Annotated in this window: 25 protein-coding genes; 6 read left to right on the top strand and 19 right to left on the bottom strand. The window is 64.4% G+C overall.

What is annotated here, in order from left to right:
- Positions 1-26: 26 nt before the first annotated feature.
- Positions 27-653 carry an AAA family ATPase gene (locus RBH20_RS08275; RefSeq protein ID WP_306707400.1) on the bottom strand — a complete coding sequence of 209 codons (627 nt, stop codon included), beginning with the start codon at positions 651-653 and terminating at the stop codon, positions 27-29.
- 193 nt (positions 654-846) lie between these two features.
- Here RBH20_RS08275 and RBH20_RS08270 point away from each other — a divergent pair, with 193 nt between their 5' ends.
- The 3 genes from RBH20_RS08270 (at position 847) to pyrI (ending at position 3,541) form a co-directional block, all read left to right on the top strand.
- Positions 847-2,004 (top strand): VCBS repeat-containing protein, encoded by a 1,158-nt coding sequence (locus RBH20_RS08270; RefSeq protein WP_306707398.1) that lies wholly within the window; start codon positions 847-849, stop codon positions 2,002-2,004.
- A 158-nt stretch (positions 2,005-2,162) separates the two neighbouring features.
- On the top strand, positions 2,163-3,077 hold the full coding sequence (gene pyrB / locus RBH20_RS08265) for an aspartate carbamoyltransferase (protein WP_004592402.1): 915 nt from the start codon (positions 2,163-2,165) through the stop codon (positions 3,075-3,077).
- Positions 3,074-3,541, top strand: coding sequence for an aspartate carbamoyltransferase regulatory subunit (gene pyrI, locus RBH20_RS08260; protein ID WP_004960695.1), 468 nt, complete (start codon positions 3,074-3,076; stop codon positions 3,539-3,541). The genes pyrB and pyrI overlap by 4 nt, the downstream gene beginning before the upstream one ends.
- Before the next feature lie 21 nt (positions 3,542-3,562).
- Here pyrI and RBH20_RS08255 read toward each other — a convergent pair whose 3' ends face one another.
- The 6 genes from RBH20_RS08255 to RBH20_RS08230 form a co-directional block, all read right to left on the bottom strand.
- Positions 3,563-4,429: a DUF58 domain-containing protein gene (locus RBH20_RS08255; protein WP_306707393.1), complete on the bottom strand. Its 867-nt coding sequence runs from the start codon at positions 4,427-4,429 to the stop codon at positions 3,563-3,565.
- Between the two features lie 58 nt (positions 4,430-4,487).
- Positions 4,488-5,429, bottom strand: a complete 942-nt coding sequence (locus RBH20_RS08250) for a MoxR family ATPase (protein WP_306707391.1) — start codon at positions 5,427-5,429, stop codon at positions 4,488-4,490.
- Positions 5,426-6,334: a hypothetical protein gene (locus tag RBH20_RS08245; RefSeq protein ID WP_306707507.1), complete on the bottom strand. Its 909-nt coding sequence runs from the start codon at positions 6,332-6,334 to the stop codon at positions 5,426-5,428. Before RBH20_RS08245 ends, RBH20_RS08250 begins: the two co-directional genes overlap by 4 nt.
- Positions 6,335-6,399: 65 nt before the next feature.
- On the bottom strand, positions 6,400-7,047 hold the full coding sequence (locus RBH20_RS08240) for a chromosome partitioning protein (protein ID WP_306707389.1): 648 nt from the start codon (positions 7,045-7,047) through the stop codon (positions 6,400-6,402).
- Complete coding sequence (locus RBH20_RS08235; protein WP_306707387.1) at positions 7,044-9,410, bottom strand: VWA domain-containing protein; 2,367 nt, start codon at positions 9,408-9,410, stop codon at positions 7,044-7,046. The genes RBH20_RS08240 and RBH20_RS08235 overlap by 4 nt, the downstream gene beginning before the upstream one ends.
- On the bottom strand, positions 9,410-11,203 hold the full coding sequence (locus RBH20_RS08230) for a VWA domain-containing protein (protein WP_306707385.1): 1,794 nt from the start codon (positions 11,201-11,203) through the stop codon (positions 9,410-9,412). Before RBH20_RS08230 ends, RBH20_RS08235 begins: the two co-directional genes overlap by 1 nt.
- 107 nt (positions 11,204-11,310) lie before the next feature.
- Here RBH20_RS08230 and RBH20_RS08225 point away from each other — a divergent pair, with 107 nt between their 5' ends.
- Complete coding sequence (locus RBH20_RS08225; RefSeq protein WP_306707383.1) at positions 11,311-12,348, top strand: YhjD/YihY/BrkB family envelope integrity protein; 1,038 nt, start codon at positions 11,311-11,313, stop codon at positions 12,346-12,348.
- A gap of 7 nt (positions 12,349-12,355) precedes the next feature.
- Here the strand turns inward: RBH20_RS08225 and RBH20_RS08220 are convergent, their stop codons facing one another.
- From RBH20_RS08220 to RBH20_RS08165, 12 genes are all read right to left on the bottom strand, one after another.
- Positions 12,356-12,988: a trimeric intracellular cation channel family protein gene (locus tag RBH20_RS08220; RefSeq protein ID WP_306707382.1), complete on the bottom strand. Its 633-nt coding sequence runs from the start codon at positions 12,986-12,988 to the stop codon at positions 12,356-12,358.
- A gap of 172 nt (positions 12,989-13,160) precedes the next feature.
- Entirely contained in the window at positions 13,161-14,399 is a 1,239-nt protein-coding gene (locus tag RBH20_RS08215; protein WP_306707380.1) for a P-loop NTPase, read from the bottom strand.
- A gap of 2 nt (positions 14,400-14,401) precedes the next feature.
- Positions 14,402-15,253, bottom strand: coding sequence for a HEAT repeat domain-containing protein (locus tag RBH20_RS08210; protein WP_306707378.1), 852 nt, complete (start codon positions 15,251-15,253; stop codon positions 14,402-14,404).
- Positions 15,250-16,104, bottom strand: coding sequence for a phosphate ABC transporter permease (locus tag RBH20_RS08205; protein ID WP_306707376.1), 855 nt, complete (start codon positions 16,102-16,104; stop codon positions 15,250-15,252). The genes RBH20_RS08210 and RBH20_RS08205 overlap by 4 nt, the downstream gene beginning before the upstream one ends.
- Complete coding sequence (locus RBH20_RS08200) at positions 16,101-16,781, bottom strand: molecular chaperone TorD family protein (protein ID WP_306707374.1); 681 nt, start codon at positions 16,779-16,781, stop codon at positions 16,101-16,103. Before RBH20_RS08200 ends, RBH20_RS08205 begins: the two co-directional genes overlap by 4 nt.
- Complete coding sequence (locus tag RBH20_RS08195; protein WP_306707372.1) at positions 16,781-17,614, bottom strand: ethylbenzene dehydrogenase-related protein; 834 nt, start codon at positions 17,612-17,614, stop codon at positions 16,781-16,783. Before RBH20_RS08195 ends, RBH20_RS08200 begins: the two co-directional genes overlap by 1 nt.
- Positions 17,615-17,706: 92 nt before the next feature.
- The gene (locus RBH20_RS08190) at positions 17,707-18,783 is read right to left on the bottom strand and encodes a 4Fe-4S dicluster domain-containing protein (protein ID WP_306707370.1); all 1,077 of its coding nucleotides are present in this window, start codon (positions 18,781-18,783) and stop codon (positions 17,707-17,709) included.
- Positions 18,780-21,638 (bottom strand): molybdopterin-dependent oxidoreductase, encoded by a 2,859-nt coding sequence (locus tag RBH20_RS08185; protein WP_306707368.1) that lies wholly within the window; start codon positions 21,636-21,638, stop codon positions 18,780-18,782. The genes RBH20_RS08190 and RBH20_RS08185 overlap by 4 nt, the downstream gene beginning before the upstream one ends.
- Entirely contained in the window at positions 21,631-21,813 is a 183-nt protein-coding gene (locus RBH20_RS08180; RefSeq protein ID WP_007190098.1) for a hypothetical protein, read from the bottom strand. The genes RBH20_RS08185 and RBH20_RS08180 overlap by 8 nt, the downstream gene beginning before the upstream one ends.
- Positions 21,810-23,204 (bottom strand): cytochrome bc complex cytochrome b subunit, encoded by a 1,395-nt coding sequence (locus tag RBH20_RS08175; RefSeq protein ID WP_306707364.1) that lies wholly within the window; start codon positions 23,202-23,204, stop codon positions 21,810-21,812. Before RBH20_RS08175 ends, RBH20_RS08180 begins: the two co-directional genes overlap by 4 nt.
- Positions 23,204-23,857 (bottom strand): ubiquinol-cytochrome c reductase iron-sulfur subunit, encoded by a 654-nt coding sequence (locus tag RBH20_RS08170; RefSeq protein WP_306707361.1) that lies wholly within the window; start codon positions 23,855-23,857, stop codon positions 23,204-23,206. The genes RBH20_RS08175 and RBH20_RS08170 overlap by 1 nt, the downstream gene beginning before the upstream one ends.
- Entirely contained in the window at positions 23,854-24,429 is a 576-nt protein-coding gene (locus tag RBH20_RS08165; RefSeq protein ID WP_170096340.1) for a hypothetical protein, read from the bottom strand. Before RBH20_RS08165 ends, RBH20_RS08170 begins: the two co-directional genes overlap by 4 nt.
- A gap of 179 nt (positions 24,430-24,608) precedes the next feature.
- On the opposite strand from RBH20_RS08165, the gene RBH20_RS08160 reads away from it, so the two are divergent.
- The gene (locus RBH20_RS08160) at positions 24,609-25,268 is read left to right on the top strand and encodes a helix-turn-helix domain-containing protein (protein ID WP_306707359.1); all 660 of its coding nucleotides are present in this window, start codon (positions 24,609-24,611) and stop codon (positions 25,266-25,268) included.
- A gap of 95 nt (positions 25,269-25,363) precedes the next feature.
- Positions 25,364-26,029, top strand: a complete 666-nt coding sequence (locus RBH20_RS08155) for an HD domain-containing protein (RefSeq protein ID WP_306707357.1) — start codon at positions 25,364-25,366, stop codon at positions 26,027-26,029.
- Positions 26,030-26,057: the final 28 nt, after the last annotated feature.

Here is a 26,057-nt window from a genome sequence, read left to right as displayed (position 1 = left end):
CACCGAGAGATTATTTTCCCACGAGATTAAGTATTCCGCTTGGCGAGAACGTTCGCCATCTCGACGTATTTTGCTGCCGCCCGGTCCGATTCCAGTGGCTTCGACACCGACGGCACGTGAATTGTTTCTGAGCAGGACAGCAGGTCCGATGGGTCCACGGACCCGTCACTGCCAACAAGGACCGTGAGCGCCGGCGGTGCATCAAGCGCACGGGCCATCGCCGCGGTCTTGGCTGTGTCGGTGAGGCTCTGGCGGGTTGGTGCACTCACGAGTACTGTCCTGTCAGCCGCCCGTAGCGGCCGCGCGGCGTCCGGGCCAGCGCCGGCCGGACAGTCGAGTACTACAGGGCAAGCACGCCGGGACAGGCTGTCGATGGCATTGTCAACAGCGGCTTCGGTTGCGCTCTGACAGGGAAGCACCTCGACGTTTTCGACGGTCATGGCGGGCTGGGCAACTGTGGTCGGCTCAGCCGAGGTTGTGATATCAGCGATTCCGGGTGTCGGAGTGACCCCAGCGCGACGGTGGAGGTTCGGCATATCGCGATCGGTGTCTACGACCAACGACCGCTTGGTGGGCGTCCCCAGTACCTGACCGAGCCCGAGGGCGATGGTCGTTTTGCCACAGCCACCCTTGCCGCCAGCGATTGCGAGCATAGTGAGTGTGGCCTGTCTATCGGTTTTGAATCCTTGTACTATGAATCACGAACAGTGACCGCAAAACTGGGCCGGAAGGTCTGACTTACGTCGGTTGGCTGTTGCCTACTCTTACACGCTGGGTTCCGTTGCCGGGCATAGTTCGAGACTGTGACCGCTGTCAGCCGGTGTTAGCCCGGCTATAACAATACCGATGTACCCGAAGGGCTGGGACATGAACCTACACCACGAGCGCATCGAAGCGTCGCCGCCGGCGAGTACGATGAGCTTCTGTCTCACGACCGACCTCACGGGAAATGGTCGACCGGACGTCGTTGTCGGGGCGCTCGGCGACGAGCACGAGGTCCAGTTCCCACTCGTCGACAAGTCAGTCGACTTGCTGTCCGTGTTCGGCATGGGGCCACTGGCCCGCTGGCTCCAGACGAACGTGTTCTGGTATGAAAACCCCGGCTGGGAGCGCCATGACGTTGCCAGTGCACCGGAACTCTCTGTCGGCGGCTCGCTCGGCGACATCACGGGGAACGGCCGACCGGACATGGTTGCCGGCCAGAACATCCACCAGCACAAACTGTGGTGGTTCGAGATACCGAACGATCCGAGAGAACAGTGGACGCGTCGGCTCATAACCGACGACTTCGAGAAGTATCACGACACCGCGGTGGCGGACGTGGACGGCGACGGACAGAACGAGGTCGTCGGACTGTCTCAGGAGTCCAAGACGGTGTTCTACTACGATATTCCTGAGGACCCAACGAGCGAACCGTGGCCGGTGGCGAACCGCCATGTCGTCGCTGAGGACCTCGATGTCGAAGGTGTCGCTGTCGAAGATGTCGACGGGGACGGCGAGGTCGAAATCGTCGCCGGCCCCAACGTCTTCCACCGGACGGCAGACGGGTGGGACCGGGAACCAATCGTAGAGGACTGGCAGTGTACTCGTGTCGCTATCGAGGACGTCGATGGCGACGGCGACCTGGAAATAATCCTCGTCGAGGGTGACGAACCGTATCTCGACGACCGTCCGGCCAGGCTGGGCGTGTTCGACCCGCCCGAGTGGGACCTGACTCTGTTGCACGACGACCTCTCGAACCCACACAGCCTCGACGTGGCGGACTTCGACGGCGACGGCAGTCCTGACATCTTCGTCGCGGAAATGGGTCTGGAGGAAGGGCATGAACCGCGACAGCTCGTGTTCCACAACGACGGCGCGGGGAATTTCGAGCAGAAAGAACTGAACACCGGTATCCCTACCCACGAGGCGAAGGTCGTCGACCTCGACGGTGACGGCATCCCAGACATCGTCGGCAAGGCATACACCGAGCCCCGCGTCGATGTCTGGCAGAGCAATCCCTGACGAGTCGCCTCGTTCTGTTATTACGACCGCTACGCGCCTTCTGACACCGCTTTCGAACCCAGTTCCGCTGCTCTCGAAGCCGAACCTGACGATGTACGTGATTGTTCAATTCCCGTGTCGGGGGATTCAAGAGCGTCCGGAGCGCGGTATCGAGTGAAATGCGGCACGACCACATCATCAGCGCGAAACAACTCTCGCGGGGCGACATCGAGACGGTGCTCGACCACGCGGCTGACATCGCGGCTGACCCGGGAGCGTTCGCGGACCGGCACAGCGACACGCTGCTTGGCCTCCTCTTTTTCGAGCCGAGTACCCGGACAAAGATGAGCTTCACAACGGCGATGAAACGCCTCGGTGGCGACATCGTCGACATGGGCTCTGTCGAGTCCTCAAGCGTGAAAAAAGGCGAGTCACTAGCCGACACTGTCCGCGTCGTTGAGGGGTATACCGACGCGCTCGTGCTCCGGCACCCGATGGAGGGCTCCGCGAAAATGGCGAGCGAGTTCGTCGACGTGCCGCTCGTCAACGCCGGCGACGGGGCCGGCCAGCACCCGACACAGACGCTGCTTGACCTCTACACGATCCGTGAGAACGCGGGCTTCGACGACTTGACTATCGGCATCATGGGCGACCTGAAGTACGGACGAACCGTCCACTCGCTGGCCCACGCACTCACGACCGTCGACGCCAGCCAGCACTTCATTAGCCCGGAGTCGCTCCAGCTTCCACGGTCAGTTCGCTACGACCTCCACGAGGCCGGCGCGGGCATCCGCGAGCATACTGAACTCGACGAGATACTCCCGGAACTGGACGTGCTCTACGTGACACGCATCCAGGCCGAGCGATTCCCCGATGAGAGCGAGTATCGTGAAGTCGCTGGCCAGTACCAGATCGACGCCGACACGCTTGCGGCGGCCAAAGACGACTTGACCGTGATGCACCCGCTCCCGCGCGTCGACGAGATCGCCCACGACGTCGACGAGACCACCCATGCACAGTACTTCCAGCAGGCCCACAACGGCGTCCCAGTACGGATGGCCCTGCTCGACCTGATGCTCGGAGGCGACCAATGAGCGACAACGACCAGCAACTCCGCGTCTCGAAGATTCAGAACGGCACTGTTATCGACCACATCGCGGGCGGACAGGCGTTGAACGTCCTGGCAATTCTCGGCATCGACGGCACCAGCGGCGACTCCGTTTCCGTCGCGATGAACATGCCCTCGGACCGCCTGGGCCACAAGGATGTGGTCAAGGTTGAGGGCCGCGAACTTTCTCAAAACGAGGTCGACGTCCTCTCGCTCATTGCGCCCGCGGCGACGATCAACATCATTCGTGACTACGAGGTCGTGGAAAAAGGCCGCGTCGAGCGGCCGTCGGTCGTTGAGGGCGTCCTCGAATGCCCGAACCACAACTGCATCACGACCGAGAACGAACCAGTCGACTCACGCTTTGCCGTCGGCGACGACGGCGTCCGGTGTGAGTACTGCGATACGATCATCCGCGATGACCTGCCGGCACACATCCTCGCAGAGTAAGCTGACCCTGTTGCCGTCTGGCTACTGCAGCCAGATGCTCGCGAACGAGTCGAAGTAGTCTGCACCGGTATCGACCAGTACGTGGTCCGCACCCAGTGCAGTCACGCGGTTCGAAACCGAGTCGATGTGGGCGTCGAGCCGCGACTGGTACGTTTCTGCCAGCGAGCCGCTGAAGTACGACCGGCGTGTCTCGTCGCTTTCCGGGTCAGCGAACAGGACATCACCGACGACGCCGGGGTCTCGTTCCGCCGGAGCAACCACGCGGACCAGCAGCACGTCGGCGTCGTTGCGTGCGAGCGCGGCGATACCGGATTCGAGCGTCTCCGGGTCGGCCAGGCAGTCACTGAACACGACGACGAGCGAGCGCGACCGGATCCGTTCGGCGTACGCCTCCAGCGCGGATTCGAAATCTGCCGTCCCGTCGGGCGTCAGGTCGTTCAACTGGTCGATAAGCGAGAGGAGTTCGCCACGGTTCGACTGACCCGTATCGATACGGTTCACCCGGTCACGGAGGGTACAGAACTGGAAGTCGTTGTTCTCCTCCGCGGTGAGGTAGGCGAAGCCGAGCCCGAGCTTGGCAGCGTACTCGAACTTGTGACTCGCCGCGTCACCGTAGTCCATCGACGCGCTCGTGTCGACAAGCAGGTGGACGGTCAGGCTTCGCTCTTCCTCGTACTGCTTGATGAAGTACTCCTCTGTGCGGGCGAACAGCTTCCAGTCGATACGCCGCGTGTCGTCCCCCGGCGAGTAGCGCCGGTAGTCGCTGAACGTGAGCCCTTCCCCGACCCGCGGGGACTCCTGATCGCCCTGTCGAATCGAGGTCGTCTGGCGGTTCAGTGCCGCGGTGAACCGGCCGAGTTCGTCCAGAAAGTCCGGCTCGATAGTCACAGCTGTCCCCCCCGCTCTCGTTGGCCCGCCGCCGACTGAACCGCGGTCACTGGGTGCCTCATTCCAGCAGGGCCGCGATGAGGTCGTCAGCCGTCCGTCCCTCTCGCTCAGCCCGGAAGTCCACGATAATCCGGTGGCGGAGGACGGGCGCGGCCAGCGCCTCGATGTCCTCGCCGGTGACGTGCGAGCGGCCGTGGAGGAACGCCCGGGCCTTCGCTGTCTGAACGAGCGCCATGCTCGCCCGCGGGCTGGCCCCGAACTCAATGTCGTCGGCCTCGCGCGTCCGGCGGACGAGCTGGACTGCTCGGTCCCGCAGGTCATCCGCGATAGGCATCTCGCGGACCAGCTGCTGGATCTCCTGAATTTCCGAGCGGGTCAGCGAGCGCTCGACGGGGACCTGTTCCGCGCCGGCGGTGTACATGTCGACGATGGTCCGCTCCTCGTCGTAGTCGGGGTAGTCGACCAGCAGCTTCAGCATGAAGCGGTCGGTCTGGGCCTCCGGGAGCGCATAGGTTCCCGACTGGTCGATTGGGTTCTGGGTGGCCAGAATGAAGAAGGGGCGCGGCAGTTCGTAGGTCTCGCCCGCGGCAGTCACCTGTTTCTCCTGCATCGCCTCCAGCAGGGCGGCCTGTGTCTTCGGCGTCGCCCGGTTGATCTCGTCGGCCAGTACCACGTTGGCGAACACCGGCCCTTTCTCGAAGACGAACTCACGCCCGCTGTCGGTCTCGCGGATGATCTCGGTCCCCGTGATATCGGAGGGCATCAGGTCCGGGGTGTTCTGAATCCGGGAAAACTGGAGGTCAGTCACCTCTGCGACGGTCCGGACCATTGTCGTCTTTCCCAGCCCTGGGTTCGATTCGAGCAGGGCGTTACCGTCGGCCAGGATACAGATGAGCAGTTGCTCCAGTACCTCCTCCTGGCCGACGATCCGGGTGCTGATCTGTTCACGTGCGTTCGCGATCTTCTGCTGTAGTTCGTCGATGTCTTGCTCTGGGCTCATGGGTCGGTGTCCTCGTCGTCTGTGTCCTGATCTCGAATCCTGAGATTGTACTCGCGGATGAGGTCCGCGTCCTCAACGTCTTCCTGGCCGGCGAACCCGGCCTGCTGGCTGTCGACTGTGCCACTGCCGCTCCCCGGCCCCCCGGTGTCCGACGACGGGAACGACTGACTCCGGTCGATTTCCTCGTCGCCACCCGTCGAATCGATCTCAGCGGTAAGGTTCTCGTCGCCCGCCTGCACGTCCTCACTGTCACCGAGTATCGCGTCGCCGTCTTCGAGCCCCTCGTACTCGCGGGGACGGTCGTTTGGCGATTCCGTTTCGACTGTGCCGCGGTCGAGCAAGCCGATGTCGACGACGGCTACCTGTACTGTCGCCAGGCTCAGCAGAATAACAACGACGAGCGTCCCGAGCAGTCGCCGGCTATCGACAAGGGCGACGCTTGAACTCTGTTTCAGCCCATCAAGGACGTCCTCGTAGAGCCGGCCCGCCATCCGCGTTTCGGCTCCGTCTTCTACCGCATCCCGCGCCGTTCGGAGCGCGTCAGTGACGTTCGCGTTCGCCGCCTCGAACTGCTCGACGAGCGGCTGACGGACTCGGTACAGATACTCGCCGATGAGCCAGCACACTCCGACGACCATGCCGACAACTGCGCCCGTGGGGAAGGACAGCTCCGGTATCGAGCGGCCGACAGCCGCCCCGACCGGGTCCGTCACCGCCGTGGGAACCGACACCTGTGTCGGGAGTTCGGCCGGCGAAAGGACAGTCAGGAGGATGTTCGCCAGAAGAAAGACCAGCACCGCGTCGACGACGGCGTAGACGAACGCCGCTTTCTTGCCCTCGCGTCTGATCTCGTCGAGCGCGCTCGCCATCCGACGGCGCGAGTCTGACCTACCGGAGTCTCCCATAGACGTTGCCTCACTCTCGCTGCCGGCTGTTCCAGACGTGTCGGATGCGACTTCGTCTTTCATGGTCAGACTCCCTCGCAGGCGCTGGAGGTCTCGTTCGTGTTGTCCAGCGCGTTACAGGCCCGGTTGAGCCGGTTCCTGAGTTCCTGGTTCTCCGATTCGAGAGTATCGATCTCTTGGTTGAGGTCGTCAATCTCATTTTCTAGATTATCAATCTCTGTGTTGAGGTCTGATACCTGCTCCTCAAGGTCTTCATTCTCGCCTTCGAGGTCGTTGATTGTCGACTCAAGGTCATCGACTTCGTTCTCGAGCGTGTCGCGCTCATCCTGTAGGTCATCGACCGCCCCCTCCAGCTCCTCGACGCGGTCCTCGCTCTCGCGGAGCGACCGCCGGGTCTCTGCTAGCTGGCTCTCCGTGGCGTTCAACTGCTCCTCTGTCTGGTTCAGGTTGGTCGCGACCTGATCGACGTCCTCAGATCGCGTCTCTAGCTGGTCTTCGAGTTCCTCAACGCGGGTCTGTGTAGATTCCAGCTCACCTCTGGTGTCGTCCAGATTCTCCCGGAGGTCGGCGTTTTGTTGGCGGAGCTCCTGGTTCTGCGAGCGCAGTTCGCTCGCGGAGTCCTGATACAGCACCGTTGTTCCGCCGGTACCGACCATCGAGAGGACGACAAACACCACGAGTCCGAGGTTGATCCGACGACCGATTGCGCTCACGGGAGACCACTCTCCAGAGAGGTCCGGCCGCGGTATACTTGAATACGCCGGGCGACCACCTCGCCGGTGAACAGCAAGAGTGCACCGAGCAGGGCAATCCAGTCCCAAGTGTCCCGAACGGTGCGGACCCGGGCAGATTTTTGGCGTGCCTCACTGGCTATCTGCTCGCCCTGGTCTGGGCTGAATGTCTGCCCGCCCGTCGTTTCGACGAGCGCTTCAAGGCTCTCACTCGGGCCGAAGGAAGCGTATTCGACTGGGTAGTTCGCCGCGTATTCGGTGTCGAGTGCCGTCTGATACCCCGATTCTCTGGGCGTGAACTCGCCGCGATACCGGCCGTCGCCGACCTGACGGAAGGAGATATTCGCCGCGTCCGGGCGGCTATCGCCTTGGTAGGTCAGCGTCGTTGGACGTCCGACGCGGGCATCGCCGACCGCTATGACGCCGGTCTGGGTGCGCATGGGGTCACCCACCGCGTAGTTGACCGATTTTGTGACGACCAGCGAGTCCGGCCGGTCGAGCAGGCCGCCCATCGTGTTATCCGAATCGTAGGCGGTGATAGAGACCACGCGGCCCAGCCCGAACCGCCAGGAGGCGATGGCCGGCTTCCCGTCCGCGGTGGCGACCTGATAGTCTGCCCCGGGCTTGACCTGAACGTTGTTTGCTTGGCCGGGGTTTGCTGTCAGCTCCACACCCGAGGTGATGAACGTGTCTTCCGTGACAATGGTGAGGTTTTCACCCTGATAGCGCCGCGATGAGCCGCCAAAGAGGAGCCGAAGCCGCTCGGTTTCGTCGGCCGCGAAGTACGAGCCGCCAGACTCGCTGGCAATCTGGCGCATCGTTGCGACACCGACGCGCTTGCCGACACCGACCGAGACGACGCGGGTCCCCTCACGGCCCAGTTGGTTGGCAACGGCCGCCGGCGGGCCGAGCCGGTCCTGGCCGTCACTGAGGAGGATGATCGTCCCCTCGCGGTCGCCCAGCAGTTCGTCGGCGCCCTGAAGTCCGACAGCGATATCCGTCGCGCCACCGCTTTCAAGCCGCCGTATCTTATCGGCAGTCTCCGCCCGGTTCTGACCGAGTGCTTGCATCTCCGAGACGCGGTACGCGTTCTGGTTGAACGCGACGACACCCACCTGATTCTCGTCGCCGAGCTGGTCGAGTACGTCAAGCGCGACAGCTTTCTGTATCGAGAGGCCGCTTTCGGCGCTGCCGGACACGTCGACGAGGACGACGATGTTCGACTCGCCGCCGGTCGCGTTCCCGACGCGGACCGGAAGCATCGAGCCCACCGACGACGTTTCGTAGCCGCCGTTCTCGTAGGCGTTGTCGCCGCCCGCGACGACCAGCCCGCCGCCGTTGATCACGAAGTCCTGCAGTGCGGTGGTGTTCCCCATATTGCCCGACGGCGTGTCTTGCATGACGACGGCGGCGTAGTCATCGAGGTCCGCCGGAACCGACGAGGCCGTCGAGACATTGTACAGCGAGTCGAGATAGCCCCGCAGCGGATACTCGCCCTGTGAGACGTACAGCACGTCGGGCTGCTCGACAACGCGGACGCTCTTGTAGAACACGTCGTTTCGTGCGTACTCGTCGTCGCCAGACAGCGTCGCAGTCACCCGGTGTGACCCGAGCGCCTCGAACGTGTGGTCGACAGTGAGCGTCCCATTCGGTTGGAGTTCGCCCTCAGTGACTGTCTCGCCGTCGATGGTCACCTCGACGGGCACTGGCTCGAGGACGCTCACGCCCTGCATCGAGACGGTGTACTGCGACTGGACGCCGCGGCTCACTGTCGACGGCCCGGCTATCGCCACGGCGCGCTCGGTGCGTGGCGACTGGGGAGTGACGCTGTGGACGGTTGCGTTGAGGTCGGTGGCGTCCTCGGCGGCCATTGAGAGGCTCCGTCCCTCCGTGACGCGACCGTCGGAGACGACGACGACCGTCCCATTTTCTTGAAGGTTCGCTGCCACGCCGTCGCCAAGCCGCGAGTTCGAGCCGCTACCGATTGTCGCCCGCGTCACCGGGACGCCCTCGGCCTCGATGCTCTGTACCAGCGCGTCGGTCGTGTTCGGATAGATACACATGCTCGCGGAGTCATCTGTCAGCAGTGTCACGCCCGGTTCGCCAGGCGTCTCTCTGGTCTGGACGGTGTACGGTCCCATCGCGCCGAGGACGAGCAGGCAGACGATGAGCACGCGGCTGGCCAGCAGGAGCCGGCGGCTCCGGTTTGAGGCTGACCGCGGCCCGCCGTCGCCACGCCGGATGAGATACGCGAGGAGGCCGACGGCGACCGGCAGAACCACCAGCGGCCACAGATGCTCGACGCCGACGGTGAGTCCCTCCGCGAGGGTGTAGGAGACCGCCATCAGAGGTCACCCCGCCGGCGGAGATAGCCGACTTCGGCCAGCGCGAGTACCAGCCCAGCTAGCGCGAAGTACTCGGTCAACGGCTGTGGCACCGACCGTCGTTCGGTCCGGGTGAGGTTCCCAGCCGTCCCGGCGCGCTGGTCGAGTGCCTCGACGTTGGTGTTTGACTCGCTCTCGTCCAGCAGCGACGCACTCACCTGCCGGCTTTCGCTCCGGTAGAGACCGGCCCGCTGGAGCGGGACTGAGTTCCCGGAGATGGTCCCGTCTGGCCCCTCGACAGTGGTGTTGCCGAACCGGACGGTTTCGCCGGTCTCGTGGTTCAGCGCCGGGAGCGGTTCCCTGTCCGCGAGGTAGTACACTGCGCGCTTCCAGAACACGGGGTACTGGTAATTGAACTTGAAGCTGGACCGGTCCTCCATGTAGCCGTAGTACATGACGCGGCCACCGCTCCGGTCCTCAGTCGCGATGAGCGGCGTCCCGTCGCTCAGTTGTACCTGTGCTGACCCGGAGCGCAGCGAGCCCGAAACGTACTCATCGGGTGGCTGGAAGTCGATGCCGCGGGTGAGCTGTGTCTGTGCCGTTTGACCGACTGTCGCGCCCGTCCGAGTCTCGCCGGGTTCGATGAGGAGGAGGCTTTGGTACCGCTGTGGGAGATTGTCCTGTGCCAGCACCGCGACGCCGCCACCGTCTTCGACCAGCGCGCGCCCGCTCTCGACGTTGCCAGGGAGCAGTGAGTTCGGGTCGACGTTGCTGTACAGAATGACGTCGTAGTCGCCCTGAATCGTCGTCGGCGGCTGCCTGACCGTCACGTTCACCCGATCGACGACCGACAGCGCGGTAGTCAGGTACCGGTTCCGGTCGTTTGTCAGCACCAGCACGTCGACGGCTGCGTCCGCCGGTGCGGCGACGTAGACGCTATCATCCGTCGCGAAACTGTCGCCCGGGCTAAGCCGGGCTTCGCTCCCGCCGGCCGGGACTGGGAGCGTCACCGAACCCACGTCGTCGGGCCCAAGCTGGAGCTCTTGCTGGGTGTTCCCCAGCCGGACAGTCCGGGTAACAGTCGAGTCGCCGTAGTTTTTCACCGACAGCGTCACCGCCGAGCCGGAGAACCGGCGGTCAATGAACCCAACGTTCCCGTCGCCCCCGCCGTCGAACTGCTGGAGGTCGACGGAGAGCCCGCGCCCGCGAGCCGTCGTGACCGCAGTGGTCCATTCCTCACCAGCGAAGTCACTCAGAACGACGATTCTGGCGTTTTCGCCGGTCAGCGAAGCCGCCTGCGAGATAGCGCCGCTAAGCGCTCCCGGCGCATCCGTTGGGCTGAGTCCGTCCAGCGTTCCCTGGGCCGCTGTCGGCGTGCCGCGCTGGAGCACTACCTCGCCGCCGTTGGTCGTGGTGACGATAGAGGTCGTCCCCGTCACCTCCTCTCGGGCGGCCGCGACGGCCCGCTGGAAGCGTGTCTGGCCGTCGGCGTCGGTCTGCATGGAGGCGCTCGTGTCGACGACGATGACTGTCTCTTCAACCGTCGCCCGCTCGGAGACGGTAACATACGGTGTCGCCAGTCCGACCGCGAGCACTAGCACGACCAGCACCTGCAACAGCAGTAGGAGGCTCCGTGAGATCCGTTCGAGAAACGGCGTCGCTGACTGCTGGCGTTCTCCGGCGACGAGAAACTGGAACGTCGGCAAGGTGAGTTCTTGCGGGTCCGGTCGAATGAGATACAGCACGACGATCGGCACCGCAAGGAGGAGGGCGGCCAGTCCCAGGGGGGCAAGCAAAACGTCCGAGAGGACCATTGTCGATGTATCAGGCGGAGGCGGCATTTATCTTGTGAATCTGATGACACCATTGTGCGGGCACCAGACGACGCCGTCTATTTGCTTCCCGGCGTCGAATTCCGCGTATGCGTTTCAGTCGCGTCCGCACGGAGGAGGTTCTGCGGGCTCTTGTTCACGAAATCAGGGCGGAACGACTCACGTTCATGGCTGGTTCGATAGCCTACCACGCCTTCCTGTCGATTCTCCCGCTGCTATTGCTGGTGTTGACCTTCGTCCAGCAAACGGAGAACGTCACGCTACGGGCCTCTGTCGTTGGCATCATGGAGGCCGTTTTGACCACACAGGCCAGCGGCATCATCCAGCAGGGGCTGACCGAGGCCGACGCATCCGTATCAGTGCTGGGCGTTGGCTTCCTCCTCTGGGGCTCCCTGCGAATTTTTCGGGGGCTGGACACTGCGTTCTCCGACATCTACGAAACAGGCGCGTCGAACACCTTCCTTGACCAGCTCGGCGACGGGCTGGTACTGCTTGTGACCGTCGCGGTGGTGATACTCAGTGCCAGCGCGCTCGGCAGCGTCCTGCCCGAGGCCGGGAGCGGCCCGCTGTGGGCAGTCGCAAGTGGGCTGGTCCGGGCCGCCGGCCTGTTCATCGTCTTCTATCCGATGTACTACATCTTCCCGGACACGGACATCTCGCCGCTTGAGATCGTGCCGGGTGTGGCCTTTGCTGCCGGTGGCCTCACGATTGCACAGGTTCTCTTCACGGCGTTCAAATCCGGCTCAACGGGCGGGAACATCATCGCCAGCATCCTCGTCCTGCTGAGCTGGCTGTACATTATCGGCCTGCTGATTTTGCTTGGGGCGGCCATCAACGCCGTTCTCTCGAATCGCTCTGCGGACGTGGATATCGACCCTGTCGTTGGCGACCATAGCCAGCAGCACACCGCTCGGGAGACGACGATGTCCCGTGAGGCGTTACTGGAAGAGATCGATACACTTGCCGACCGTTTCCAGCAGGCACAGGGGACAGTCACCGTCGAAGTCGCAGATGAGCGTACCGAAATCGACTGCCCGGAAACCGCGACTGTCGACCGTTCGTCTGACGTGTTCGGTCTGGACCAGTCGGTCGCGCTCACGCTCAGATGGTGGCCGAACGAGAAATAACGCCGTCCTACTGTGCGTCGCGTCGCTCCCATGCCTGTACCGTCGGGAGCGACCACCCGCGGCCGATGCCCAGCCCCCGGGCCAAAAGCACCGCGAGTGCGCACCCGGCCGATGCCACGCTGACGCTGACGCCAATCTGTGCCAGCGCCCAGAAGGTGAGGCCGCCGATAACCGCACATGACGCGTAGAAGTCCTCGCGGAGGATAAAGGGCGTCCGGCCCAACAGCAGGTCCGAGATCGCGCCGCCGCCCGCCGCGTTGACTGTCGCCAGCGCGACGACGGCGAACACCGGGAGGCCGGCCTGCTGACCCAGCAGTGCTCCAGTAGTCGAGAAGGCCGCCAACCCGATGGCGTCGGCCGTCAGGACGACGGGGTGCTGGTGGCCGTCGTCGAGGAAATGCACGAACAGCACAGCGGCGGTGACACCAAGCAGCGACAGGGCGACTTCGCCGGGTGACTGCAGGGAGTTCGGAACCCTGTTCAACAGCAAGTCCCGCGTCGTCCCGCCCCCCAGTGCCGTCATCACGCCGACAACCGTGACGCCGAACACGTCGTAGCGTTTTTCGATCGCCTTTGCCGCGCCGACGAACGCGAACCCGATCAGTCCGATAGCGTTCATCACGGCAAACGCGTCGGTCACGCTGCCCCTCCGACTCGCCTGGACCTGACACGTACGCGACCGCGCGCGAGTCGACCCGCCGCCACGAGTATAGCGGTCATTACCGTACTACTACGGGTGCGGACAATTATGCCTTTACTCCTGCGCTGGCGGCATGCTACTATCTGTCACTGCTTACTGCCAGCGACCATACCTACGGCTTGATTGTCTCCAGCACCCAGGCCTCGGGCGTTTCCCGGCGGACCTCGAACGGGTCGAAGGCCTCGCGTGGGGCTTCCGCGAGCTGGCCTAGGAATTGTCCGACCGGCGTCGGATCGCGGTCGCTGACGAGGACAAACGGCTCGCCGCTGTCCAGCGCGATGAACCGTTCGCGAACCCGATCTTTGCGCTCCTGTGGCGGCAAGTCCCGGATATCAGCGGTTGGGTCGACACGTACCTCGCCGGCGGTGTCGAGGGCGGACTCGACGGCGTCCCCGAGGTCGCTGACAGTATCTGGCACGTCGCCGGGTGCTGGTGTTCCCTGCAGGTCGTGTGAGAACGGGAGTTCGGCCAGCACTTCCGCATCGAGGTCCCCCAGCGCGTCGCCGGTGAACAGGTCGTTCGGTTCGCCACAGCAGTCACAGACGTACTCGGCCATGTTGACGACGGTTCCCAGGACCGGAACGTCGTTGTCACGGAACAGTTCGACGGTTCGGCTGGTGTCGCTGACGCTCGCGTGAAACGGCGTCGTGACGACGACCACGCCGTCGACGGGGACCTCCTGCAGCGTCGTCAGTACCACGTCACCCGTCCCTGGCGGCAGGTCGAGCACCAGTAGTTCGTCGTTACGCCAGGCGGTGTTCTCGAATAAGTCATCGAGCGCGTCGTGGGCCATCGCGCCGCGCCAGGCCAGCGGCGCGCCGCTCTCCATCAGGCCGACGCTCATCACGTCCATCGGGCCGGTCCGGACCGGGAGCGGGTCGCCCTCTTCGCTGGAGTGGACCGGCCCGCTCACCTCCAGCAGTTCGGGCACGTTTGGCCCGTGGATGTCGGCGTCGAACAGCGCCACGTCGTTGTCCGCGGCCAGTGCACAGGCCAGGTGAGTGGCGACTGTCGACTTGCCAACGCCGCCTTTCGCGCTGGCGACGGCCACGATGTGGTCGAACGACGCGACACCGGCGTGGTCATCGCTCGTCGGTGTCGTCCGCTCGACGTGGACGCTCTCGACGCCGTCCACGTCGTCGACCGCGTGGAGCATCGCCTGAACGACCTGCGTGCTCGTCTGGCCGTCCAGTGCGGTCAGGTCGGCTTCGATTGTTACCTCGCCATCGGCCGCGTCGATGTTCTCGACGAACCCTGCGTCGAACACGGAGAGGTCGGCGTTCGGGTCGCGCACGTCTCGCAGTGCGGCTTCGATACGGTCGGTCAGTGTGGTGGGCGTTCCGTCAGTCATCGTCAGAGGTCGGGCATCCGATTGAGTCTGTCTTCGCCGGGCAAGAGCCGTGCGTCGTTCTCCAGCGCGCCGCCGAACTGCCTTCGGAACCGTCCGGGGTCCGCTTCGAGTGACCGCTCGGCGGTCTGGCGGACTACCGTGGCCGGGTCGTCAGCGAGTTCGCGCAGTCGCTCGCGGGCGCGGTCCTCGTCGACGCCGCCGAGCATGTGGGCGGCCCACTCGCGGACCCGCTCGCTGTCGTCGCGGCTCTGCTCCAGCAACAGGTCGGCCATCGCCTCGCCGCGGAGTTTGAACAGCGAGATGGCCGCGTTGCGCCGGACTGCGTGGTGGTCGTCGTCGATAGCGGCCGCGATGTCGTCCTCGTGGGCCTCGCGGTCGACATTGTCGAGCGTGACGACGGCTTCCGCCCTGACCCACGGGTCGGGGTCGTCAAGCAGTTCCACCGCCACCGCTGCGGCCCGCTCGCCGCCGTGGGCCGTCAGTGCCTCGACGGCGAACTGCCGCACGTCGCTGTCGTCGTCGGTCGTTGCAGCACGGGCTAGCGCCGCCACGATTTCATCCGTCGTCGCCCGGTCTTTGAGTTCGAGGGCGGCGCGTCGGCGGTCGGTCTTCTCGCCGTGTTCGATGTCCGAGAGCAGCGACGCCACCGCGTCGTCCTCGACCGGTTCCGTGTCGCTGGCGGCCAGTTCCTCCGGCGTGGCCTCGCCGATTGTCACGTCCTCGCGGGACACCTCGATGTCTTCCAGCGCTTCGATGTCGGTATGTAGACCCGGACTGCGCTCTGGGTCCAGTTGCGGGTCCGGGTCCTCTTCGAGGTGCTTCTCGAACTCATCGTCGTCGTGACAGCCCGTCATTGCGCTCCCTCCTGTGCAGTGAGCACGGCGATACCGAGTGCGAACGGGAGCGCCCGCGGCAGCGATGCCGGAACGCCGGCGAACGCGACCAGCGCAACGCCGGCGAGCAGCGGCCATTGCCGCGTTCGGCTGGCCGCGCTGGCCGTCGTCACCGCACCAGCAGCGGCCAGTGCGACGACCGGCAGGCTCGTCCCGACAACGCCGGTTCCCGTGAGCGTGACCGCGCCAGTGACGAACGGGACAGCGCGACCGACGCTCAGGACGACGGCGAAGGCGGCGAGGCCGCCGAGTACCGCGCCCCAGTCCGCCGTCGACAGCGAGCGCCAGTCCGTCGCGGCGAACGCCGGCGTCGACGCGATCCCGAGCAGCGCCACGGTCGAGGCGACCGGCCGGAGGCCCGTCAAGCCGCCGACGCCGCTTGCCAGCCCGATGCTCAGCGCCGCGACGAGCAGGGCGACAGCGGCGGCCGAGACAGGAACCAGCCGTCGGCCCGCGACGGCGGCGACAGTCGCCGTCCCGAGGACGATTGCGGCGGCCGCCGGGAGCGCCGCTGCACTACTGAGTAGCGACAGCAGGCCGAACACGCCGACGAACAGCAGGCCGATGCCGGTGAGCGGATCGGCGTCAGTGACGGCGACGACAACTGCTGCGGCGGCGACGACGGTCGTGGACACGCCTGTCGCCAGCCCGGGTGAGACCGGGACACCCGCGTATCCCGGCGCGTTGACGAACAGCACGGCGAAGTACCGGGCGGCAACCGCGACGGCCGCAACGCCGACCGATATGTTCGCCAGCGAGTGGCTTCCGCCGGCCAGTAGCGGTCTGACCCGCTGCTGTAGCGCCGCAGTCATCGCTGCTCCTCCAACCGTGTTGCGAGGTCGTTGCGGTCAGCTCGGACGAACGCCTCAAGCAGTTCGCCGAAGCCGCCGTAGATGTCGGTTCCCGGTTCGTCGGCCAGTCGGTCGGCCACACCCGTAGCCGCGTGGCCGAGGTGTCGATCGTGGAAGTCCAGCCGAGCGATCGCGGCGTCCTCGCCGACGGCGGCTTCACGGCGGGCCAGGTAGCCCGCGAACTCCAGCTCGTAGGTCAGCGCGTCGTGGTTGTCCCGCTGGTCCTGGTCGATCTCCAGGCCGTAGTGGCTGTAGGCCCGCGAGAGGTCAAGGTTCACGTCGTTCCAGGAATGGTCCGGCCGGTATTTGGACTCGTACAGCGGGACCGGCGGCCCCTCCGCCTCTAGCGAGCCGTCTGTCCGGTCCGTGTACTCGCTGTAGCCGAGTTCGAAGATGTCGTTGTAGCGGGCCGCGAGCGTCTCGTAGTCGTCGTCAGTGGTCAGCGCCGGGGTGGCCACATCAAGGCCTGACTGGTCGAGACACGCTCTCAGGTCAGCTTCCAGCGTCCCGTCGGCTGCCGCGCTATGGAACGATTCCTCGGGGTACTCGAACGCTTTCGCGAGCGTCGCGTACACTGCACCGCGGGCGGCGGCGTCCTCGTCGAGGTCGTCCATCGGGTCGGTTGGCGTGGTTGCCATTACTCAGCCCCCCGCGTGCGGTAGATACCAAAGCTGGTGACGCCGACGACGCCGACGATAGCGATGCCGGCGAGGGTCCACAGCAGCGTCTCGTAGGGCGGACCTTTCGGGCCGCCGCTGAACGGGTAGTAGTGCCACTCGCTGACCGCCTTCTGTCCCGACCGCTCGCCGTTGGAGCCGTTCCAGACGGCGAAGGCCACGTCGAGGTCGCCGTCGGTCCGCAGGTCGGTCCGGTTCTCGCTTGGTGCGTCAAGTTGGCGCGAGTAGACCACCGCCCAGGTGGCGTTTCCGCCAGTGCCGGTGTAACTCGCGTTCGTCCGGACGGTCGGGTTTTCGAACGGCGTGGTTGAGCCTGCGCCGCCGGCCAGCAGTTCCTGCGTCCCGGTTGATCCGCTCCAATACCAGACGTTGACCCGGTTATCCGGGCCGCCCATCGCTATCGGCGGCCGGGAACTCGTGTTCGCCGGGAACTGGACCGCGACCGCGTCGGCGAACTCCCGTGTGGCGCTGGCGTTCCTGTCCCGTGTCGCGTCGTGCCACTCCAGCCGGACGTACAGCCGCTCGTCCGTGCGAGCCGCTTGCACGTCGACCGTCTCAACAGACGTGTCGTCGGCGTTCGGGACGCTACTCGGGGCGCTCGCAAGCGGCACGTCCGAGGCCGGGACCTCCGCCCAGCCGCCGGCGTTCGGTTCGGCGAGGTCGGCCGTCGATACCTCCGAAACCGGGATTTCGTGTGCTGGCCGGGCGCTCACCATCGGTGCGGCCATCGTCGAAACAACGATGAGCGCCGAAAGCACCGCCGTGAGTGTGAGTGTGCGTCGGTGGTCAGCCATCGTTGACCACCTCCTGAGCACGCTCTGGCACAGTCAACTGGGGCCGCTCGCGGGCATCGCCCGCTCGCGTTTCCGAGCCGCGTAGCGGCTCGCTACTCATCGTCGAAGACCTCCAATCGGTACTGTTTGGCCGGGTTTTTGTCCTGTAGCAGTTCCATCAGTTCGCTGTCACCACCCTGACGAACGCGCTGCCGGTGGGCGTCGATAGTGTCGAGCGCTTCGTCGACGCCGTCGCCGAACAGGTTCCGGAGGTACTGGCGGGGAATCCGGTCGATATCGACCGTCTCTCCGTCCTCCGTGTGCTGACCGGGCGCGAAGGGTGGGATGTAGTAGACGTTGGGCTGGGTGCGGAACTCCGGATGGAGCGGCAGGGCCACTTCGTACTCATTGACGAGCTTGTGGATCGGGCCCTCTTCGTCGTCGAGGAAGCCGACTAGCCGGAGCTGTGGCGGACACTCCTCGGCACAGGCCGGGGCGAACGTCTCCCCCTCAGGGCCCTCACCTTCGATGCGGGGGTAACAGAAGATGCACTTCTCTGATTTCTTCGAGACGGTGTTGTAGTACACCTTCTTGTACGGACACCCCTCGACGCAGTACCGGTAGCCCCGGCAGCGGTCCTGATCGACGAGGACGATGCCGTCCTCCTGGCGCTTGTACAGCGCCGAGCGCGGGCAGGCCTCGACACAGGAGGGGTGGGTACAGTGGTTGCAGATGCGCGGAAGGTAGAAGTAGTAGCTGTTGGGGTACTCGCCGGCTCCCTGGTCCTCGTCCCAGTTCGGCCCCCACTCCGCGCCGTCGCGGGGCCGCAACGGCTCGTCACTGCCCTCGTACATGATTTCCTCGTGGTTGAACTCCCAGGCGCGGCCGTAGTCCTCCTCGTCGGGAATCTCGCCGGGCGAGCGGTCCGAGTGCTCGCCCGATTCCCAGCCACCGCCGGAGTCCTCCCAGCCGCGGGGGTAGCCCTCGCCGGGCTTGGTTTCGACATTGTTCCAGTACATGTACTCGCTGCCGCCGTCCTCCGTCCAGAGGTTCTTGCAGGCGATTGTACACGTCTGGCAGCCGATGCACTTGTTCAGGTCCATCACCATCGCGACCTGGTGGTCGACGCCGTCGGCGACGTTGACCAGCGTGTCCTCCTCGCCCTGTTCGTCCTGTTGGTCGGTACTCATTCGGTGTCACCTCCGCTCGGTCGGATATCGACACGAACGTCGCTGTTGACCCCGGTCGGCCCCCAGTAGTTCGGGAAGAAGTGCAGGTGTTCCCCGGTGTCTTCCGGATACTGGACCAGCTGGGTCGGTTTCATGTACATCGGGACGAGCGTGTTGAAGTTGTCCCGGTCGGGGTACTGGAACTTCTCCCAGGAGAAGAAGTGCCGGACCGTCCCCGGTTCGCTGGAGGGGTAGATCTTCGCCTGCACCTCGACGCTCCCGAGGTCGTTGTACACCTCCACGGTGTCCCCGTCCTCGATGCCCCGCTCCTCGGCGTCCTCGGGGTTGATATACACCACGGGCTCGCCACGCTGGAGCCTGAGCATCTTGGTGTCGTCACGCCACGTCGAGTGGATGGACCAGCGACCGTGGGGCGTGTTGTACGACAGCGGGTAGTCACCGCCGGTGTTCTCGGGCCCTTCCTTGTGGGTCGGCAGCTCCTCGCCGAGTTCGAGGTACCAGTCGTGGTCGATGTAGTACTGCTGCCGGCCGGTGAAGGTCGGCCAGGGGTTCTTGTCGTGGACGTAGTCTTGCCACGGAACGTACGCCTCGCCGTCTTTGATGTCGGAACTCCAGTGGTCGCCAGCTTCGAGGAACCGCTGTGGTTGCTCGTCGATGTCGTCGAAGGTTATCTGCTCGTCGCTGCCCTCGGGATTCGTCTCCTCCGAGTGTTCGAGGATGAACTCCGCCGCGGCTTTGTCCTCAACGAGCCCTTCTTCCTCACCGGTCTCCCAGTCCCGAACGTAGTCGTCGTAGATGGTCGTGAGGTCAATGGTCCGGTCGAACTTCCGGTCCTCGATGGGCTCGACATCGCGCTCTTGGGCGCGTTCCTGTATCTTCTCGGCAAGCAAGCGGAATATCTCCCAGTCGGTCTTGGCCTCGCCGAGCGGTTCGACGGCCGGCGTGAACGGATGCACGTACGTGTGCATATCCGTCTCCGAGAGGTCGTATTTCTCGTAGTGGCTGGCCGCCGGCAGGACGATGTCCGAGTACATCGCCGTCGAGTCCATCCGGAAGTTGATGTCGACGACGAGGTCGAGTTTGGGCCAGAGCTGCTCTTCGAGTGCGACGTTGCCCTTGGCCTGGTTGAAGTAGTTCCCCCGCCAGACGAACATCGTTGACGGGTCCGGTCGGCTCCCGTTGTCCCGCTCCTCGGGATAGACCGGCATCCATCCCTTATCGATGGACTCGCGTATCTTCTCTGCGGTGTCCGGGTCCGTGTTGTCGAGGATGCCCGCGTGGAAGTAGGTCCACAGTGTCGTCGGCACGCCGCGGACGTTCCCGGTCGGGAACGAGAGCACCTTCCAGCCATGGAACGACCAGATTTTCTCCTGTCCCACGTAGTGGTCCAGCCCGGTGCCGGGGTCGCCGAGATTGCCCGTCAGCGTCACGAGCAACTGGATGGCACGGTTGCCCAGGTCGTTGTGGTACCAGTCGTTGACGCCCTTGCCGTGGATGATTTTGGCGGCGTCGGCCTCGGCGAACTCGCGGGCGATCCGCTGGTAGGTGTTCTCGCCGACGCCGGTTTCCTCGTGGACGACTTCGGGCGTGTACTGGCTGAGTTCGTCGGTGAGGTTCTCCCAGACCGAGCGGACCGCGATACTACCCTCGTCGGTGTCGACGCTCCGCTCGACCGATAACTGCGGGTCGAAGTCGAGTTCGATGCTCTTCGAGTGGTCGTGCTGTCCGTCCCGCTCGCCCAGCGAGCCGGGCGCACGACGGAGGTTCCCGTCGGCGTCAACCATGACGAACACCTTGTCGGGGTCGTCGGCGTCCTCGGCAAGGCCGACCTCGCTTGCTCGGAGGAACTTGCCGGTGTCCTCCCGGACGAGCAGCGGCATGTCGGTCTGTTCTTTGAGATGATCCTCGTCGTGCAGTCCCTCGTCGACGATTGTCTGGGCCATACCTAGCGCGAGTGCGGTGTCGCTGCCGCCGTGGGGTGAGAGCCACTCGTCGGTGTGGATAGCCGTCTGTGAGTAGTCAGTGAAGATACCGACGCGCTTTGCACCCTCGTAGCCGGCGTCGAGGAAGTACTTCGCGTCGGGGATGCGCGTGACGTTGATGTTCGACCCCCAGGCGATGATGTAGTCCGAGTTGTGCCAGTCGGCGGATTCGGCGTTATCCGTCTGGGTGCCCCACGTAATCGGCTGGCCCGGCGGCAGGTCCGAGTACCAGTCGTAGAAGCTGTGTGAGACCCCGCCCAACAGGTTGACGAGCCGGCTCCCGCTGGCGAAGGAGACCGGTGACATCGCCGGAATTGGGGTGAACCCCGAAATCGCGTCGTACCGGCCCGCCTCCACCTCGTCGATGACGTGGTCGGCAATCTCGGTGAGCGCTTCGTCCCAGCTAATCCGCTCCCACTGGCCCTCGCCGCGCTCGCCGGTGCGACGCAGAGGGTGGAGCACGCGCTGGTCTGCGTTGACGTAGTCCGTGTAACAGGCCCCTTTCTGGCAGCCCCGCGGGTTCGGGTCCGGGAGGCTCTCGTCGAACGTCGGGTAGTCGCCGGCCTGTTCCTCGCGCCAGACCTGGCCGTCCTTGACGTAGACGTTCCACGAACAGGAACCGGTGCAGTTGACGCTGTGGGTCGAGCGGGCGACGGAGTCCCAGTCCCACTCGTCGCGGTAGAGGTCCTCCCAGTCCCGGTAGGGGTAATTCCCGATGGGGTCGTCGACCGCTTCGAGGCCGTCCATGCCGTCGTCGGCGAAGGACAGCCCCGTCGCACCCAGTAGCGACGCGGCACCGAGGCCGCGCACAAAGTCGCGGCGACTGATTCCCGCACTGTTCGTTTCGTCGTCGGTCAGGTCGTTTCTACTCATTGGTGATGAACACTGTCGCAGTCGCGCAGGCAGTGCCGGCCACGGCCAGCGCGATGCCGGCGAGCGTGCTACCCCCGACTTCGAGGCCGGCGGCGACCAGCACGAGGCCGACCAGCTTGCTCGTCGTATCCAGCAGGCGATACTGTCGCTCAGTCAGTTCGACGTTCGCAGTCATCCGTCTCCCTCCGAATCGGTTCGCTCCGTTTTAGCAGCGGCCGAGCCGCCGTCGGCGGCCACGTCGCCCTCCTGTGACGGCGTGGGCTCGCCGTCGCGCAACAGGAGGTACGTGATGCCGCCGAAGATGGGTGGGACGATGAGCAACGCGGCCGTCAGGATGGGGTTGACCACGTTCGTCGTCGTCCCAAGCACTTGGTCCGCGAGGATGTTGTTCATCCCCGCGATGGAGGCAATCATGATGAACGCGACGGCGGCCACGCCCACACCGGTCTGCCAGGCCCGATCCAGTGGGTCTGCGGTGAAGTGGACCGGCCCGGTCCGGTCGATGAACGGCCAGACGGCGACTGCGGCAAACACCAGCCCCGGGAGGACGATGCCGCCGATGAACTCCCCGTTGATGTGAGCCGGGCCGATGCTGAAGCTGATCTGTGGCAGGAGCTTCAGGAAGCCGTACACCCACATCAGGAACCAGTCTGGCATGATGAGTTCCGGCGTGGACGCGGGGTTGTTCGGGCCGTATTCGGCGACGTTGTGGACCGGCAGCAGGCCCGCAAGCGCCGATAGTGTCGCCGCCGTGACGAAGAACACCACCGCGGAGACGGCGGCTTGATTCGGGAACGCCGGCAGGCCGATGATGATGTCGTCGTTCTCTTCGTCGACGGACTGGCGGCCGGTCGTTACGTCCCCGTCCCGCGGGGCCTCGGTGTGTTTCTGCCGGATGAGGATGGCCATGTGGACGGCCAAGCCCACGGCGATGGCCGCTGGTATCACGAGGATGTGCAGGAAGTACAGCCGTGGGATAGTGGCACTAGACGGGAACTCACCCCCGAACACCACTTGGCCGAGGAAATCACCTAACAGGGGGATGGATATCGTGAGGTTGTAGCCGATGCCCGTCGCTGTGGCAGCGAACTCGTCGAACGGTAACGCGTAGCCGGTGTAGGCCGCGCCCATCGAGAGGGCCGCCAGGCCAGTGCCGACGATCCAGTTCGGCTCCCGCGGGTTGCGGTATGCGCCGGTGAAAAACACCCGTAACATGTGCAACCCTATTGAGGCGACAAAGAGGTGGGCCGCCCAGTGGTGGAGCCGGCGAATGAACATCCCGAAGGGCACGTCGTAGGTGATGTGCAGCACCGAGACGAACGCTTCGGGCATATCCTGGCCCTGGAACTTCTGGACGCTGCCGTCGTACTCTACGTCGGAGGTCGAGGGTTCGAAGAAGAACCCGAGGAAGACCCCCGACAGGATCAGGAGGAGGAAACAGAACAGCGCCACCTCGCCCAGCAGGAACGAGTCCTCTGCCGGGAACGCCTTGCCGAGGAACCTCTGGCCGTTCTCTAGGTCGAGACGCGTGTCGAACCAGTCGTAGACGGCTTCGGCGCGGGACATCACTCACCCCCCGGGCCGATTGGCCCTTCGAAGTCGCCGGTGGCGACGAGGAATCCGTCGCTGGTCACCGTAATCGGAAGCTGCGGGAGCGGTCGTCCCGGCGGGCCGCCGCTGACCGCCGCCCCTTCCAGAACGTTGAATTTCCCGAAGTGGCAGGGACAGACGACCAAGTCCTCCTCTCGGTCAGAGACCATACAGCCGGCGTGGGTACAGACCTTCGAGAAGGCGGCGTAGCCGCTGACGGTGAACCCCTCCGAGATGTCGCTGCCGTACTCGGACTCGGGATAGCGCACCAGCAGCGTCGGCGCGTCTTCAATGCCGGGCCGGGGCTCCGGGAACACGGTCATGTGCTCGCCTTCGGAAAGTCGGCTTTCCGTGATTCGCTCGCCCTTGCCGTCGACGAGGTGGATGCCGTCGGAGTACACCGGCCCCTTGTACCCTCGCTCGAACACCTGTGTAGTGCTGGCAAGCGGTGCGGTGAGGCTGGCGACGGCGGTCAGACCGCCGACGGTCGCGAGGAACTTCGCGAAGTCACGGCGGCGGAGTTCTGCGCGGGCGTCCCCATACAGTGTGGGAGACGTCCCGGTTGCCCCGTCACACGAGCAGTCGTCGCCCTGTTCCTCGTCGTCGTCGGGTTTCGGATACTCTATCATTCGTGCCCCCTGAGTTCGGCGACTTCGACGTGTGGCATGAACCAGGCATAGTACGCGACCGTCGAGAGCGCGAGCGAGAGGAACATCCCGGTCGCGTACAGCCCGAAGTACTGGGTGCGAGCGAGCGTGAGGTACTCGCCGGTGAACAACGCCGCGAAGACGATAGAGAGGACTGTCAGCCCGCTCATGGCGACGAGTCCCTCTATGGCGTCCGAAGCGTCGTGGTACTCGACAACCCAGCGGTGCTCCGTGTTGAGCCACGGCAGCGAAACGGTCCCGCCGTCGGTGACCGGCTCGGCCTCGTCAGGCGGCCGGACAGCTCTGTTCATGAACTGATGGGCGGCCGTCAGCACGCCCACGAGACCGAACAGGGCGACCCAGACGACGACACCGACCTGGCTCGGTGACAGTTTGTTCGGCGTCTCTACCGGGCTATCCAGCGGCCGGATGTCGCTGACGCTCTCGTCGATAGCGATCTCCTCCGACGGTGGTTCGCCGTGCAAGGCGACGTACCACATCGGCAGCAACACCGCTGTTATCAACAGACCGATGAGTATCGTGTTGCGTCTCATAATCTTGTAGTATCTCGGTTCGCCAGCGATTCGAACGGCTATCTGTGTCGCTGTATTCAGGGTTTGTCCCAGCACCCCGATGAACTGCCAGCCCGACATCTTAGGCCCATTATATGGCGGTTTTTTATACGAACATGTTCGCACAGACCTTCTTATGTCAGCCGGGGCAACTCTCAGACATGTCGGGCCGAATGCTCGCCGAGGTCGAAGTGTTCGGCCCCCGGTCCTGCCACGTACAGCCACACGCCGACGAGGAGTGGTCAGTGTCGTCGGTCTCCCGGAGCGTAACGAGTGTTGATGCTGACCCCGTTATCGAAGAGTTTACCCTCAAAGGCGGCGACGAGCCGCCATCAGTGCTACAGACTGATGAGTTGAACGTCGACCACGTGTTCGCCTACGAGCAGCGACACGTTTTCCAACTGTCCAGAGCGGCCGGGCAGGGCTGCGTGTGTGAACGTATCGAAGCAGCCGGTTGCGTTGTTCATGAGTTCTCGGCGGACACTGAATCCATCGTCGTCACGTTTCTCGTCGACGACGTTCCAACCCTGCGAGAGATTGTTGACGACCTCCAGTCGGAAGGTGATACTGTCAAACTCCGGCGGCTACTGGAAGACACGTCTACGGAGACGGACCGGCCGGTCGTGCTCGACCGCGCGAAACTGACTGGCCGCCAGCGCGAGGTACTGACTCGTGCCCATGAGATGGGCTATTTCGAACATCCGCGCGATGCGACCGCCGGTGACGTGGCCGACGCACTAGATATCTCCACCTCGACGTTTACCGAGCATCTCGCTGCGGCTCAGCGAAAACTCCTCGACGACCTGCTTGACTCCCGCTGATACGGACATCGCCGCGACTCACTGGTATGTGTCACTAAGTCTGATATATTTCATAGCAGTTATTCCAGCCGGAACGCGAGGTGTCACCGCCGCCAATGACACAGGAACTAGGTCCCCTTGCTCGAACACTGTCGCTGCCGTACTACGAAGACGCCCTCCCAGCGCACGACCAGTTTCACGCCAAGCGAGTTCGAGATATCGCGCTTCGCCTCGCGGGCAACTGCGACGGCTCGGTCGACCGAGATATTATCGCCGCGTCGGCGTGGCTCCACGACATTGGCCGGCCCCGAGAGCGGGCCGGTGAAATCGATGACCACGACGAATGGGCCACGCTGGAAGCCGCGCAACTACTCGCGGCCGAAGGCGTGGCACCCGACCGAATCGACCGTATCAAACACTGCATTCGAGCACACAGTATCCGCGCAAGTTCTCCGGAGCCGAAAACACTGGAGGCGAAACTCCTCTTCGACGCAGACAAACTCGACGCCGCCGGAGCACGCGGACTCGTCCGACTGGCCTGTATCGTCGGCGAGCGGTCTGGGCGGATGGGTGAGAAATACGCCGTCATCGATGACACGTCAGCGACCGACCTCGAATCGTCGGCGTCTCCGGATATCGCACTGCTTCAGAACTGGGCGCAGGAACGGTTAGACACGCTGTACACCCAACCCGGCCGGCGTCTCGGCCGGACGCGTCAGGAATTCATGGACGAGTTTTTCACGCAATTCGCCAATGAAATCGGGGTTATGGGGGAGTCGTAATCGGCGTCCACGGAGTCACAGAACCCTT

This window comes from Haloarcula sp. H-GB4, assembly GCF_030848575.1.
Taxonomy (GTDB): Archaea; Halobacteriota; Halobacteria; order Halobacteriales; family Haloarculaceae; genus Haloarcula.
Note: the sequence above shows the minus strand (reverse complement) of the source record. Positions and strands in the feature narration are given on the sequence as shown.

Coding starts and splice junctions, on each gene's coding strand:
- RBH20_RS08215 (WP_306707380.1), bottom strand. CDS start 14,399: ATGACTGACGGAACGCCCACCACACTGACCGACCGTATCGAAGCCGCA.
- RBH20_RS08235 (WP_306707387.1), bottom strand. CDS start 9,410: ATGGCGGTCTCCTACACCCTCGCGGAGGGACTCACCGTCGGCGTCGAG.
- pyrI (WP_004960695.1), top strand. CDS start 3,074: ATGAGCGACAACGACCAGCAACTCCGCGTCTCGAAGATTCAGAACGGC.
- RBH20_RS08250 (WP_306707391.1), bottom strand. CDS start 5,429: ATGAGCCCAGAGCAAGACATCGACGAACTACAGCAGAAGATCGCGAAC.
- RBH20_RS08200 (WP_306707374.1), bottom strand. CDS start 16,781: ATGGCAACCACGCCAACCGACCCGATGGACGACCTCGACGAGGACGCC.
- RBH20_RS08275 (WP_306707400.1), bottom strand. CDS start 653: ATGCTCGCAATCGCTGGCGGCAAGGGTGGCTGTGGCAAAACGACCATC.
- RBH20_RS08195 (WP_306707372.1), bottom strand. CDS start 17,614: ATGGCTGACCACCGACGCACACTCACACTCACGGCGGTGCTTTCGGCG.
- pyrB (WP_004592402.1), top strand. CDS start 2,163: ATGCGGCACGACCACATCATCAGCGCGAAACAACTCTCGCGGGGCGAC.
- RBH20_RS08190 (WP_306707370.1), bottom strand. CDS start 18,783: ATGAGTACCGACCAACAGGACGAACAGGGCGAGGAGGACACGCTGGTC.
- RBH20_RS08155 (WP_306707357.1), top strand. CDS start 25,364: ATGACACAGGAACTAGGTCCCCTTGCTCGAACACTGTCGCTGCCGTAC.
- RBH20_RS08210 (WP_306707378.1), bottom strand. CDS start 15,253: ATGACGGGCTGTCACGACGACGATGAGTTCGAGAAGCACCTCGAAGAG.
- RBH20_RS08230 (WP_306707385.1), bottom strand. CDS start 11,203: ATGGTCCTCTCGGACGTTTTGCTTGCCCCCCTGGGACTGGCCGCCCTC.
- RBH20_RS08225 (WP_306707383.1), top strand. CDS start 11,311: ATGCGTTTCAGTCGCGTCCGCACGGAGGAGGTTCTGCGGGCTCTTGTT.
- RBH20_RS08165 (WP_170096340.1), bottom strand. CDS start 24,429: ATGAGACGCAACACGATACTCATCGGTCTGTTGATAACAGCGGTGTTG.
- RBH20_RS08160 (WP_306707359.1), top strand. CDS start 24,609: ATGTCGGGCCGAATGCTCGCCGAGGTCGAAGTGTTCGGCCCCCGGTCC.
- RBH20_RS08245 (WP_306707507.1), bottom strand. CDS start 6,334: ATGGGAGACTCCGGTAGGTCAGACTCGCGCCGTCGGATGGCGAGCGCG.
- RBH20_RS08170 (WP_306707361.1), bottom strand. CDS start 23,857: ATGATAGAGTATCCGAAACCCGACGACGACGAGGAACAGGGCGACGAC.
- RBH20_RS08270 (WP_306707398.1), top strand. CDS start 847: ATGTACCCGAAGGGCTGGGACATGAACCTACACCACGAGCGCATCGAA.
- RBH20_RS08175 (WP_306707364.1), bottom strand. CDS start 23,204: ATGTCCCGCGCCGAAGCCGTCTACGACTGGTTCGACACGCGTCTCGAC.
- RBH20_RS08205 (WP_306707376.1), bottom strand. CDS start 16,104: ATGACTGCGGCGCTACAGCAGCGGGTCAGACCGCTACTGGCCGGCGGA.
- RBH20_RS08185 (WP_306707368.1), bottom strand. CDS start 21,638: ATGAGTAGAAACGACCTGACCGACGACGAAACGAACAGTGCGGGAATC.
- RBH20_RS08180 (WP_007190098.1), bottom strand. CDS start 21,813: ATGACTGCGAACGTCGAACTGACTGAGCGACAGTATCGCCTGCTGGAT.